Origin of the sequence: Duffyella gerundensis (assembly GCF_001517405.1) — a bacterium.
Lineage (GTDB): Bacteria > Pseudomonadota > Gammaproteobacteria > Enterobacterales > Enterobacteriaceae > Duffyella > Duffyella gerundensis.
Map to the genome: position 1 here is coordinate 1,718,691 of NZ_LN907827.1, position 12,480 is coordinate 1,731,170.

The 12,480-nt window shown below is 55.6% G+C and carries 14 protein-coding genes; 8 read left to right on the forward strand and 6 right to left on the reverse strand.

Annotated elements, in window-relative coordinates; translation table 11 throughout:
• Window positions 1-56 precede the first annotated feature (56 nt).
• Window positions 57-647, reverse strand: coding sequence for an aminoacyl-tRNA hydrolase (pth, locus tag EM595_RS07960; RefSeq protein WP_067430050.1), 591 nt, complete (start codon window positions 645-647; stop codon window positions 57-59).
• Between the two features lie 253 nt (window positions 648-900).
• Here pth and ychH point away from each other — a divergent pair, with 253 nt between their 5' ends.
• Window positions 901-1,185, forward strand: a complete 285-nt coding sequence (ychH, locus tag EM595_RS07965; protein ID WP_067430057.1) for a stress-induced protein YchH — start codon at window positions 901-903, stop codon at window positions 1,183-1,185.
• Here ychH and EM595_RS07970 read toward each other — a convergent pair.
• The 4 genes from EM595_RS07970 to lolB all read right to left on the reverse strand — a co-directional run bounded on the left by EM595_RS07970 (window position 1,176) and on the right by lolB (window position 5,174).
• On the reverse strand, window positions 1,176-2,348 hold the full coding sequence (locus EM595_RS07970) for a GGDEF domain-containing protein (protein ID WP_067430060.1): 1,173 nt from the start codon (window positions 2,346-2,348) through the stop codon (window positions 1,176-1,178). The two genes, ychH and EM595_RS07970, sit on opposite strands and share 10 nt — an antisense overlap.
• Before the next feature lie 261 nt (window positions 2,349-2,609).
• Window positions 2,610-3,557, reverse strand: coding sequence for a ribose-phosphate diphosphokinase (prs, locus tag EM595_RS07975; RefSeq protein WP_157883857.1), 948 nt, complete (start codon window positions 3,555-3,557; stop codon window positions 2,610-2,612).
• A 127-nt stretch (window positions 3,558-3,684) separates the two neighbouring features.
• Complete coding sequence (gene ispE, locus EM595_RS07980) at window positions 3,685-4,548, reverse strand: 4-(cytidine 5'-diphospho)-2-C-methyl-D-erythritol kinase (protein ID WP_067430063.1); 864 nt, start codon at window positions 4,546-4,548, stop codon at window positions 3,685-3,687.
• Entirely contained in the window at window positions 4,545-5,174 is a 630-nt protein-coding gene (lolB, locus tag EM595_RS07985) for a lipoprotein insertase outer membrane protein LolB (RefSeq protein ID WP_067430067.1), read from the reverse strand. Before lolB ends, ispE begins: the two co-directional genes overlap by 4 nt.
• Window positions 5,175-5,373: 199 nt before the next feature.
• Here lolB and hemA point away from each other — a divergent pair, with 199 nt between their 5' ends.
• The 6 genes from hemA to kdsA are packed head-to-tail and all read left to right on the forward strand — an operon-like array spanning window position 5,374 to window position 10,677.
• A complete protein-coding gene (gene hemA / locus EM595_RS07990) occupies window positions 5,374-6,630 on the forward strand; it encodes a glutamyl-tRNA reductase (RefSeq protein WP_067430071.1) in 1,257 nt (418 codons plus the stop codon).
• Between the two features lie 32 nt (window positions 6,631-6,662).
• Window positions 6,663-7,745 carry a peptide chain release factor 1 gene (gene prfA, locus EM595_RS07995; protein ID WP_067430074.1) on the forward strand — a complete coding sequence of 361 codons (1,083 nt, stop codon included), beginning with the start codon at window positions 6,663-6,665 and terminating at the stop codon, window positions 7,743-7,745.
• Window positions 7,745-8,575, forward strand: coding sequence for a peptide chain release factor N(5)-glutamine methyltransferase (prmC, locus tag EM595_RS08000; protein WP_067430077.1), 831 nt, complete (start codon window positions 7,745-7,747; stop codon window positions 8,573-8,575). Before prfA ends, prmC begins: the two co-directional genes overlap by 1 nt.
• A gap of 14 nt (window positions 8,576-8,589) precedes the next feature.
• On the forward strand, window positions 8,590-8,988 hold the full coding sequence (locus tag EM595_RS08005; RefSeq protein ID WP_067430080.1) for a SirB2 family protein: 399 nt from the start codon (window positions 8,590-8,592) through the stop codon (window positions 8,986-8,988).
• Window positions 8,985-9,794 (forward strand): invasion regulator SirB1, encoded by an 810-nt coding sequence (sirB1, locus tag EM595_RS08010; protein WP_067430083.1) that lies wholly within the window; start codon window positions 8,985-8,987, stop codon window positions 9,792-9,794. The genes EM595_RS08005 and sirB1 overlap by 4 nt, the downstream gene beginning before the upstream one ends.
• Before the next feature lie 28 nt (window positions 9,795-9,822).
• Window positions 9,823-10,677 carry a 3-deoxy-8-phosphooctulonate synthase gene (kdsA, locus tag EM595_RS08015; RefSeq protein WP_067430086.1) on the forward strand — a complete coding sequence of 285 codons (855 nt, stop codon included), beginning with the start codon at window positions 9,823-9,825 and terminating at the stop codon, window positions 10,675-10,677.
• 52 nt (window positions 10,678-10,729) lie between these two features.
• On the opposite strand, the gene chaA is transcribed toward kdsA, so the two are convergent.
• Window positions 10,730-11,824 (reverse strand): sodium-potassium/proton antiporter ChaA, encoded by a 1,095-nt coding sequence (gene chaA / locus EM595_RS08020; RefSeq protein ID WP_067430089.1) that lies wholly within the window; start codon window positions 11,822-11,824, stop codon window positions 10,730-10,732.
• Window positions 11,825-12,220: 396 nt separating this feature from the next.
• Between chaA and chaB the strand changes: the two genes are divergently transcribed.
• Window positions 12,221-12,451, forward strand: a complete 231-nt coding sequence (gene chaB, locus EM595_RS08025) for a putative cation transport regulator ChaB (RefSeq protein WP_067430092.1) — start codon at window positions 12,221-12,223, stop codon at window positions 12,449-12,451.
• Window positions 12,452-12,480 lie beyond the last annotated feature (29 nt).

The following is a 12,480-nucleotide window of genomic DNA, read 5'->3' on the forward strand; positions in this document are numbered from 1 at the left end:
CCGGCATTATACACGTAATAGCGTCCGGAAGGGGGCGAATCACCGGTTTATGGTGCTCAGGCGCCCGCTTTAAAGGCGTGCAGGCGGTTCATCGCTTTTAAACGATCTTCCTTCAGCCACAGTTCGGTGCAGCGTACCGCTTCATCCACCGCATCATCAATCAGCTTCTGCTCGCTGGCGGGCGGTTTGCCGAGCACAAAGCCGGTGACCTTGTTGCGATCGCCCGGATGGCCGATGCCTACCCGCAGACGATGAAAATTATTATTGTTGCCGAGACGGCTAATAATGTCCTTCAGGCCGTTATGGCCGCCGTGGCCGCCGCCCTGTTTGAATTTGGCAACGCCGGGCGGTAAATCCAGCTCATCGTGCGCCACCAGAATCTCTTCCGGTGTGATGCGATAAAACGTTGCCATCGCGGCCACCGCTTTACCGCTGAGGTTCATAAAGGTAGTCGGCACCAACAGGCGCACATCTTCACCGGCCAGCGCAAGGCGGGCGGTATAGCCAAAAAATTTCCCTTCTTCTTTCAGCGACTGATTATGTCGCTGGGCCAGCAGGTCGACAAACCAGGCGCCTGCGTTGTGGCGCGTCGCGGCATATTCCGCGCCGGGGTTGGCCAGGCCAACTATCAGTTTAATTGTGCTCACGGACCGGTTCCTGTCACCGTAGAAAGGGCGCTAGTTTACCTGGTGCTGTGCCATAACTCAAAAAAGTGCGCAGCGTAGTAGTTTCATGGCGTGATAATTCATTTTTGAAGCACTATCAGCAGCTTAAACGTAAAATTTTGTCAGAGCGATTGACGAACTGTGATCCTTCCCACAGCCAGCGTTTAATCCATTAACTAAACTTATGACAGTTTAGCAATATGTGCTGAGCAGGCGTATTAACAGGAGGTGCAGCATGAAACGTAAAAGTGCGCACAGGTTAGGAAACGTACTGATGGGATTGGGTCTGCTAACCATGGTCGGCGGGGTACTCTATTCCGTGCTTAACCAGCTGCCAGAAATTAATTTGCCGGCGTTTATGGCGCAGGCGGCGATTTTCGGCATTTTTATCGGCGCGTTGTTGTGGCTGGTAGGCGCCAGCGTAGGCGGGCGTGAAAAGGTTAGTGACCACTATTACTGGTTACGTAACTGTGATGACCGCTGCCGTCGTCGTTCTGCCAGTCGTCATCCTCATAACTGATTAGCCAGTTCGCTCTTTTCTGCCAGCGGTGTGAAAACCTCTACCCGGTTACGCCCGCTGGTTTTTGCGCGATAGAGCGCTTCGTCTGCCGCCACCAACAAACTCTCGATATCCTGAATGCGGGTTGGCGCCACCGCGGTCATGCCGATGCTGGTGGTATAGATCACCTGTTCGGGCGCTGAATCGTGCACTGCCCGGCGCACCTGCTCACACCAGTTTTTCCCCTCCTGTTCATTCAGGCTGAGTACGGCGGCAAACTCCTCGCCGCCCAGCCGGGCAAACTGCGCCTGCGGCGGAAGTGCCTGGCTGACCACGCGACAAAAATCGAGCAGCACGCGATCGCCCTGATGATGGCCAAAACGATCATTGATGCTTTTAAAATGGTCGAGATCGAACAGTACCACCGTTAGTGGCTGACGATGTCGTCGACACCAGTCGGCCAGCTTGTTGCCTTCGGCAAACAGCGCACGACGATTAGCAATACCGGTGAGCGGATCGAGCAGGGAAGCCTGTTGGTAGCTCAGACGCGTGCGTTCATTGACCATCGCCAGAATGGTAAAGGTCAGCCCCATGACAAACAGCATCGATTCCAGCATGATCCAGACGGTGAACTGGGTGCCGCCGATAGCGCCGTGCAGCATATTGGGCCGACCGGCATCAAGAAACAGCCGGGCAACGTGGAAACCAAGGTGAATGACCAGCAGCAGCTGCGCCGGCCAGTAGGTGGCTGGCAATAGCGTGCGTGCGCCGTAAAGCAGGCGGATTAACACGGCGGTAAAGATGATGCACAGCAGGCAGGTAACGATAACGCGCTTGGGTAGCGAGAAGTAGAACTGGGGAAACAGGCAGAGTATTGCCCAGAGTAGCGCACCCGTCAGCCAGTTGATACCCAGCGGCAGGCCGCGAAAGGTGCGAAAGGCGTTGACCAGCATGCCGTAACCAAAATAGAGAATGACGTTGCCTACCGCAATCGGCAAAAAATGATGGCCGGTACTGCGCAGGCTGCTGAGCATCATCGCCAGCAGGGTGGCGATCAGCGCCACGGTAGTAAAGCCCAACACGCGATCGTACTGCGAACCCGCCCAAGCAAACAGCATAATGATGCTCATAAAGCCCAGCACAAAGAGTTCGCAAATAAAAAGCGTGTAGACGTCGAGAGACATAGAGGCGTTCCTGAAAAACGATCGCAGAAAAATAGCACTAAATAAAGGTGGGTTGAAGCGCAAAACCGGCGCGCGCAGTAACTCAGACGTTGGTATAAATAGTCGGCGATTACGCGCTGTGGAACGGAATAATTAGTAAAAATTTGCAGCGTTTTATCGGGCAGGGCAAAAATCAATACGCCGTTGCCCGCCTCAACAGTTCGCCGTTAAACGCCAAAAAAAAACCGGGCCTGAGCCCGGTTCATTCGCCTGCAGTGCGCATTAATGCTCAAACATGGCGGAGATCGATTCTTCGTTGCTGATACGACGAATGGCTTCAGCCAGCATGCCGGAGAGGGTCAGTGTGCGTACGTTAGGCAGCGCTTTAATCTCTTCCGGAAGCGGAATGGTGTCGCAGACAATCACTTCGTCAATCACCGAATGACGCAGGTTTTCCACGGCGTTGCCGGAGAAAATCGGGTGAGTGGCGTAGGCGAACACGCGCTTGGCGCCGCGCTCTTTCAGCGCTTCCGCTGCTTTACACAGCGTGCCACCGGTGTCGATCATGTCATCAACCAGAATACAGTCGCGACCGGCAACGTCACCGATGATATGCATCACCTGAGATACGTTGGCACGTGGACGACGCTTATCGATGATCGCCATGTCGGTATCGTTGAGCAGCTTGGCGATGGCGCGGGCGCGGACGACGCCACCAATATCCGGAGAAACCACAATCGGATTGACCAGGCCTTTGGTCAGCATATCTTCCAGCAGAATAGGGCTGCCAAAAACGTTATCGACCGGAACATCAAAGAAGCCCTGAATCTGTTCAGCGTGAAGATCCACGGTCAGCACACGGTCAACGCCTACGCTGGAGAGGAAATCGGCGACCACTTTCGCGGTGATTGGCACACGGGCGGAACGCACACGGCGATCCTGACGCGCATAGCCAAAGTAAGGGATCACCGCGGTGATACGACCCGCAGAAGCACGACGCAGCGCGTCGACCATCACAACCAGCTCCATCAGGTTGTCATTGGTCGGGGCACAGGTGGACTGGATGATGAAAATATCACCACCGCGTACATTCTCATTAATCTGTACGCTCACTTCACCATCACTGAAACGACCGACGGCGGCGTCGCCCAGGCTGGTGTAAAGGCGGTTGGCAATACGTTGTGCTAGTTCCGGCGTTGCGTTACCAGCAAAAAGCTTCATATCAGGCACGAGAAAAACCTCAGGCTTTGCGTCGAGAGAATGACCAGCGCAGCAGCACCCGGCGCTCTGCTGCTGCAATGGCCATGCGATAGTTAAGCGTAACGCGCACTGTCTGGATCAGGGTGACAGTGTCACGTTACGCGAATGACCCGTTTAGTATCTGGTGCAGCGGTGAGACGTTAACGCCCCGTGCGACGAACCCTTTTACCTCTTTCGGTGCCATTGCAAGCACCTCACGGGCAGCAGACTCGGTGTCAAATTCAGCAAACACGCAAGCACCTGTGCCAGTCAGGCGCGACGGCGCGTATTCTAGCAGCCAGGAAACAAGCTCATCAACCTCGCGAAAACGTTTTCTTACTACGGCTTCACAATCATTATGAAACGGCAGCTGCATCAGCGCTGACATTTCACGCACCGGCGTATCGCGCGTCAGTGCCTCATCGTTGAACACCGCAGGCGTGGCGATGCTGACACCGGGATGGGCAACAAGATACCATTTTTCCGCGGGCGACGCAGGCTGTAACGCCTCGCCAATCCCTTCGGCAAAAGCGGCATGGCCTTTCACGAACACCGGCACATCGGCGCCAAGCTGCAGGCCCATCTGCGCCAGCCGATCCGATGATAAGTCAAGTCGCCACAGATGATTCAGCGCCACCAGCACCGTCGCCGCATTTGATGAGCCACCGCCAAGGCCGCCGCCCATCGGCAAGACCTTATCAATGGCGATCGTGGCGCCGGCATGCAGCGGCAGGCGGTTCTCCTGCGCCGCTTCATGCATCAGCAGGCGCGCCGCCCGCACAATCAGGTTCTGCTCATCGGGTACGCCGGCAACCGGCGTCAGCAGGCGAATCTCGCCGCTGCTGTCGGGAGTAATGGTCAGCCTGTCGCCATAATCAAGAAACTGAAACAGCGTTTGCAGGTTGTGGTAGCCGTCAGAGCGACGGCCGGTAATGTAAAGGAACAGGTTAAGCTTCGCCGGAGCGGGCCAGGAGAGGATCATTGCAGGGTCCAGCCATCCATACGCAGTTTGATGCGCTGATCGCCTTCACGCAGTTCGAGGTTAGCAGGCAGCGGCGGCGACACTTTGCTGTCGTAATCCTGGATAGTAACCGTCCATTTTTGACCATTCTGGCTATAGTTGGCCTGGCGTAGCTGATAATTATCGTTCAGCGTATAGTCGGTCGCTTCGCCTGGCAGACCCATCATCCACTGACGCAAATTCTCCAGTGGAATGTCCATACCGGTGAGCTGTGAGATCATTTTCTGCGCGTCGTTGCTGACGTAACGTTTGCCTTTGTTATCCACCAGCTGCACGGTTGAACCCTGTGCATCCAGCTGCAATTCAGTGCTGCCCAGCGGATTGGTCAGCAGCAGGCGATAGCGATCGGGGGCAGTTTGCTGCCAGTTGAAGCGGGCGTAAACTTTTTGTTTATCAGAAAGATAAGCAAAGGCACCGCGGGTTTGATAGTGGCTGACTTTAGCCACGGCCTGCTGATGCTGCTGCCACTGCGGCGAGGTCACGCTTTTGCCCGGGCCTTGTGCGGGTTGGTGTACGGAACAGGCGGCCAGTAACAAACTGGCCAGCGGCAGTAACCGCAACAGGCGGCCTTGTGGCAAATGCTTCATGGGGTCATCTCCTCGACTCGTTTTGAATTCGTAACCGTTAACGCTAACCAGCACCGCGGATATCGTCAATGCGATTTCTGGTTAATCAGCTATATCTTATTACAGTCATAGGCTTTGTATGGCTTTAATTGCGCGCCTGCATCTTGTAGAATGCGCATCACAAAACCCTGGTAACATTGGGACATTCTGACTTTCTGCTATGACGCTGCTTGCTCTGGGAATCAACCACAAAACCGCACCTGTTGCTCTGCGAGAACGTGTAACCTTCACACCTGACACGCTGGATGAGGCGCTTAACAGCCTTCTGGCGCAGCCTATGGTGCAAGGTGGTGTTGTGCTGTCTACCTGTAACCGCACTGAGCTTTATCTCAGCGTGGAGCAGCAGGAGAACCTGCAAGAACAGCTGGTGCGCTGGCTGTGCGACTATCACCAGCTTGGCGAAGAAGAAGTGCGCAACAGCCTCTACTGGCACCACGGCAACGACGCGGTGAGCCATCTGATGCGCGTGGCCAGCGGCCTCGATTCGCTGGTGTTAGGTGAACCGCAAATTCTCGGCCAGGTCAAAAAAGCATTCTCAGATTCCCAGCGCGGCCACTCGCTTTCCAGCGAGCTGGAGCGCATGTTCCAGAAAAGTTTCTCGGTAGCCAAACGCGTGCGCACCGAAACTGACATTGGTGCCAGCGCGGTCTCGGTGGCATTTGCCGCCTGTACGCTGGCGCGTCAAATCTTTGAATCGCTCTCCACGGTCAACGTGCTGCTGGTGGGCGCCGGAGAAACCATCGAGCTGGTGGCGCGCCATCTGCGCGAGCACAACGTCAAAAAACTGATGATCGCCAACCGTACCCGTGAACGGGCGCAGGTGCTGGCGGACGAAGTTAACGCCGAAGTGATTGCGCTGGCAGACATCGATGCGCGCCTGGCGGAAGCGGACATTATTATCTCCTCCACCGCCAGCCCGCTGCCGATTATCGGCAAAGGCATGGTTGAACGGGCGCTGAAAGCGCGCCGTAATCAGCCCATGCTGCTGGTGGATATCGCCGTGCCGCGCGATGTGGAGCCAGAAGTAGGCAAGCTGCCGAACGCCTATCTTTACAGCGTTGACGATCTGCAAAACATTATTGAAAAAAACATGGCGCAGCGCAAAGCGGCCGCCGTGCAGGCAGAGACCATCGTAGTGCAGGAAAGCAGTGAGTTTATGTCCTGGCTGCGAGCGCAAAGCGCTGTCTCTACTATCCGTGAATACCGCAGCCAGGCTGAGCAGGTGCGCAGCGAACTGGAAGAGCGGGCGCTGGCTGCGCTGCAGCAGGGCGCCGATCCACAACAGGTGATGCGCGACCTCGCACATAAACTGACCAATCGTTTAATCCACGCCCCGACTAAATCCCTTCAGCAGGCCGCGCGCGACGGCGACGGCGAACGCCTGCAGATCCTTCGTGACAGCCTCGGGCTGGAGTAGTTAACCCCCCTTTACAGGATGACATCCATCGAATGAAGACTTCTATTGTTGCAAAACTGGAAGCCTTGCAGGAGCGCCACGAAGAAGTGGAAGCGATGCTGGGCGATGCGGGCGTCATCGCCGATCAGGATCGCTTTCGCGCACTGTCGCGCGAATATGCCCAGCTGGGCGACGTTACGCACTGTTTCCGTCAGTGGCAGCAGGTTCAGGAAGATTTAGACACCGCCGAGCAGATGCTCGACGATCCTGAGATGCGCGATATGGCGCAGGAAGAGCTGAAAGAGGCGCGCAGCAAAAGCGAAGCGCTGGAACAGCAGTTACAGATGCTGCTGCTGCCGCGCGACCCTGACGACGAGCGCCACTGCTTTATTGAAGTGCGTGCCGGGACCGGCGGCGACGAAGCCGCTATTTTTGCCGGTGACCTGTTTCGCATGTACAGCCGTTATGCAGAGAGCCGCCGCTGGCGCGTGGAGATCATCAGCGCCAACGAAGGCGAGCATGGCGGTTATAAAGAGGTGATTGCCCGCGTCGCTGGTGATGGCGCTTACGGCCGTCTGAAATTTGAATCGGGTGGTCATCGCGTGCAGCGCGTGCCGGAAACCGAATCACAGGGCCGCATTCATACCTCAGCCTGTACGGTAGCGGTGATGGCAGAAGTGCCGGAAGCGGAGCTGCCGGAGATTAACGCCGGCGATCTGAAAATCGACACCTTCCGTTCCTCAGGCGCGGGTGGCCAGCACGTTAACACCACCGATTCTGCTATCCGTATTACCCACCTGCCAACCGGCATCGTGGTGGAATGTCAGGATGAGCGCTCGCAGCATAAGAACAAGGCCAAGGCACTGGCGGTATTGGGCGCACGTATTCGTGCCGCAGAAATCGCCAAACGCCAGGCGGAAGAAGCCTCTGAGCGCCGTAATTTATTAGGCAGCGGCGATCGCTCCGATCGCAATCGCACCTATAACTTCCCGCAGGGCCGCGTGACCGATCACCGTATCAACCTGACGCTCTATCGCCTTGATGAGGTGATGGAAGGCAAGCTGGACGCGCTGATTGAACCGATCGTGCAGGAATATCAGGCGGATCAGCTGGCAGCGCTGGCCGATCACGACTGATGATCATTCGTGACTGGCTCAGGCAGGCGATCGCCACGCTGTGCGGCGGCGACAGCCCTAAACGCGATGCGGAAGTGTTGCTGAGCTTTGTTACCGGCAAATCGCGCAGCTGGCTTATCGCTTTTGATGACACTGAACTTAGCCCGGCCGCGCGTGCCCAGCTTGATGCGCTACTGGCGCGTCGGGCGCAGGGTGAACCGGTGGCGCATCTGGTGGGTGAACGTGAATTCTGGTCGCTGCCGCTGGAGGTGTCACCGACCACGCTGATTCCGCGTCCGGATACCGAACTGCTGGTGGAAGAGGCGCTGACGCGTTTGCCCTCCGCGCCAGCCAGCCTGCTCGATCTCGGCACCGGCACCGGTGCCATTGCGCTGGCCGTCGCCAGTGAGCGTGCCGATGTGCAGGTCACCGGTGTCGATCGCATCGCTGATGCCGTAGCGCTGGCGCAACGCAATGCCGCCAGGCTGGCGCTTACTCAGGTCACATTTTTCCACAGTGACTGGTTCTCTTCCCTTGAAAATCAGCGATTTAATGTTATTGTCAGCAATCCCCCGTACATCGACGCTTTAGATCATCATCTACAGCAGGGCGACGTGCGCTTCGAGCCGCTAAGCGCGCTGGTTGCCGCAGAGCAGGGCCTTGCCGATCTGCAGCACATTGTTGCCCACGCCGCCGCGCACCTGTTACCTCAGGGCTGGCTGCTGCTGGAACATGGCTGGCAACAGGCGGAGGCGGTACGCGCGCTACTGGCGCAGGTGGGATTCGATCATATCAGCACGCGTCAGGATTACGCGGGCAATGATCGGGTAACTTCAGGACAATTAGCATAATTACAGGACGCATTATGGCTACTTTCTATCCGTTGCTGACACAGCTGCATCTGCTGACCGTGTTCATCACCATCACACTATTTATTCTGCGTTTTTACTGGCAGCGCAGCGGTTCGCCGATGCAGGCAAAGCGTTGGGTGCGCATTTTACCGCACATTAATGATACGCTGCTGTTGGTGAGCGGAGCCGTGCTGGTTAGCATCACTCACTATTATCCCTTTTCTCCGCAAGGTAGCTGGCTGACTGAGAAGCTGTTTGGCGTTATCATCTATATTGTATTGGGCTTCGTCGCCCTGGGCCGTCGGCCAAAGTCAGATCGGGTGCGCTGGATCGCGTTTAGCGTTGCACTGGTTGCGTTCTGTCTGATTATCGCGCTGGCGACCCGCAAATTGCCATTGTTGGGGATTGTATGACCTCCGTAGCACAACTCGATTTTACGCAGCCATCGCTCTGTGAAGCGGTGATCAAGACCACGCTTGCGATTCGTCATGACTTCCCTCTGGAAAAAGTTAACGCCCAGCTGGACGCACTGGTTGCAGAGGCGCGCGAATTCGTCAGTGGCGAAAGTGAACAGGATCTGCAGCTGGAAAAGCTGCTGGAACTGTTTTATCAGCACTGGAAGTTTGGCGGTGCCAGCGGCATCTATAATCTCTCCGATGCGCTCTGGGTCGATAAAGTGCTCGACACCCGTCAGGGTACCGCGGTGTCGCTGGGCATGATCCTGCTGCACATTGCGCACAAGCTGTCACTGCCGGTAATGCCGGTGATCTTCCCGACGCAGCTGATTCTGCGCGCTGACTGGCTCGATGAAGAGATGTGGCTGATCAATCCGTTCAACGGCGATACGCTGGATACGCATACGCTGGAAGTGTGGTTGAAAGGCAACATCAGTCCGACCACCGAACTGTATGACGAAGATCTGGAAGAAGCGGAGTCGGCGCTGGTGATCCGCAAGATGCTCGACACGCTGAAGGCGGCATTGATGGAAGAGAAGCACATGGAGATGGCGCTCAACGTCAGCCAGGTGCTGCTGCAGCTCGATCCCGATGACCCGTATGAAATCCGCGATCGCGGCCTGATTTACGTGCAGCTCGACTGTGAACACATCGCCCTGAGCGATCTCAACTACTTTGTTGAGCACTGCCCGGAAGATCCAATTAGCGAGATGATCAAAGTACAGATTCATTCCATTGAACAGAAACAGGTAACGCTGCACTAACGCGTTCCGTAAGCAAAAAGGCAAAGGCATGACACAGAAAGTAGTCAATATTGGCGATATCAAAGTAGCAAACGACCTGCCGTTCGTGCTGTTTGGCGGGATGAACGTGCTGGAATCTCAGGATCTGGCTATGCGTATCTGTGAGCATTACGTGAAGGTCACCGAGAAACTCGGCATTCCTTACGTATTCAAGGCGTCGTTCGATAAAGCTAACCGCTCATCCATCCACTCCTACCGCGGTCCGGGTCTGGAAGAGGGCATGAAGATTTTCCAGGCGCTGAAGCAGGCGTTTGGCGTCAAAATCATTACCGATGTGCATGAAGCCTCACAGGCGCAGCCGGTTTCTGAAGTGGTCGATGTGATTCAGCTGCCAGCGTTCCTTGCCCGGCAGACCGATCTGGTGGAAGCGATGGCGAAAACTGGCGCAGTGATCAACATCAAGAAACCACAGTTCGTTAGCCCGGGTCAGATGGGCAATATCGTTGAGAAGTTTGCCGAAGGCGGCAACGAAAACGTGATTCTGTGCGATCGCGGCGCTAACTTTGGCTATGACAACCTGGTTGTCGATATGCTCGGCTTTAACGTCATGAAGAAAGTCAGCAAGAACAGCCCGGTTATTTTTGACGTGACGCATGCGCTGCAAACCCGCGATCCGTTCGGTGCCGCCTCTGGCGGACGTCGCGCACAGGTTGCCGAGCTGGCGCGTGCCGGTATGGCGGTGGGTATCGCCGGTCTGTTTATCGAAGCGCATCCTGAGCCGAACAGCGCAATGTGCGACGGCCCGTCGGCGCTGCCGCTGGACAAGCTGGAGCCGTTCCTCGCGCAGATGAAAGCAATTGACGATCTGGTCAAAGGCTTCCCTGAGCTGGACACCAGCAAGTAAGCTTCTGTAATAAAAAAGGCCGCGTAAGCGGCCTTTTTTATGCGCGTCATCTTTACAGCATAATGGTCATCAGATAGCCGACAAACAGCGCCAGATGCGCCGCGCCGTTCAGCACATTGGTGCGCCCGGTAGAGAACGAAATATGGCAGAGAATCAGCACGGCGATCATCATCACCATGTGCGGAGGCTCCAGCCCAAACACCAGTTCCTGATGGGTCAGCGTGGCGATCAGGGTCACCGCCGGCACGGTCAGGGAGATGGTGGCCAGCACCGAACCAAAAAACAGATTCATCGCGCGCTGCACCTGATTAGCCAGCACCGCTTTGATGGCACCCAGCCCTTCAGGCGACAGGATCAGCAGGGCGACGAGGAAGCCGGTAAACTGCTCCGGCGCATTCAGCTCGGTCAGCAGGTATTCCAGCGGATTGGCATTCATCTTGGTCACGGCGATCACCGCCACCAGATGCACGATCAGCCACAGCGCATGGCGCAGGCTGGTGTGCGCCGACGGCTTGCCGTGATGCGGATCGCCATCGTCACTCTCATCTTCATGCTCGTAGATAAACAGGCTTTGGTGAGTTTTGGTCTGTATCAGCAGAAAAACGCCGTACATCGCCGCGGAAATGGCAGCAATCAATAACGCCTGACCGGTAGTGAAATTGCCGCCCGGCAGCGCGTTGGGAAACACCAGCACCAGAATCGCCAGCGGAAAGATAGCAATCATATATTGCTTCACGCCAGCCAGGTTGAGGTACTGCGTGGCAAATTTGCGCCCGCCAAGCAGCAGGGCGAAGCCCACCAGCCCGGATGTCACAATCATGATGATGGAGTAGAGCGTGTCGCGCATCAGCGCGGGCGCGGCGCTGCCGGTCGCCATCAGGGCGGAGATCAAACTGACTTCAAGAATCACCACCGACAGGCTCAGGATCAATGAGCCGTAGGGTTCGCCGAGGCGGTGAGCCAGCACGTCGGCGTGACGAACCACACTAAAGGCGCTGCTGAGAATACCGACCAGCGCCAGCGCATTGAGCGCGATGACTAAGGGAAAATTCTGTGAGTTACCAAAAAACCAGAGCGCCGCCAGTGCGGCTATCGGGAGGAAGAGCGTATATTCTGTGTGACGAGTTTTACCTTCGTGTCCGGGCATGTGTCCCTCTCATAAGCCATTAGCCATAAGCAAAATGCAGCGATCCTGCTAAAAACAACCTGATTAAATCATTAACGCGTTAACCTGGTTTTACAAGCGGGTAAAGTGTAGCTGTTCTTAAGTCATTTTTGGGTAAATTTACGTGCTTTTACGCGTGTTATTGAATTTTTGTTTAAGATGTGCAAAATCGAATAAATTATAATTTAACCTATATAAAACATGTGTTTAATCGTGTGTATCGGATTTTAAATGAATTTTTTTCGCTGTTTATTTGGCGATTAGCTGATATTTATAGGGTTTGGTTATACCTTTTTGCGTGAAGTGGTCTAATCAGGCGGCTTGATTTTTTTATCCGCAGCGACCAGGCTTACCTTCTGTTCAGAGAAAGGAGGAATTATGCCTTATCAGTCACGTGACGATTTACCTGACAACGTCAAACACGTTCTGCCTGCACACGCACAGGATATCTATCAGCAGGCGTTTAACAGCGCCTGGGATCAGTATAAAGATAAGCAGGATCGCCGCGACGATGAGTCGCAGGAAGAGGTGGCGCACAAAGTGGCCTGGTCCGCCGTCAAAGAGAAGTATGCAAAAGGCGACGATGACAAGTGGCATCCTAAAAAGTGATAACGATCCCGGCGCTCGCCGGGATTTTT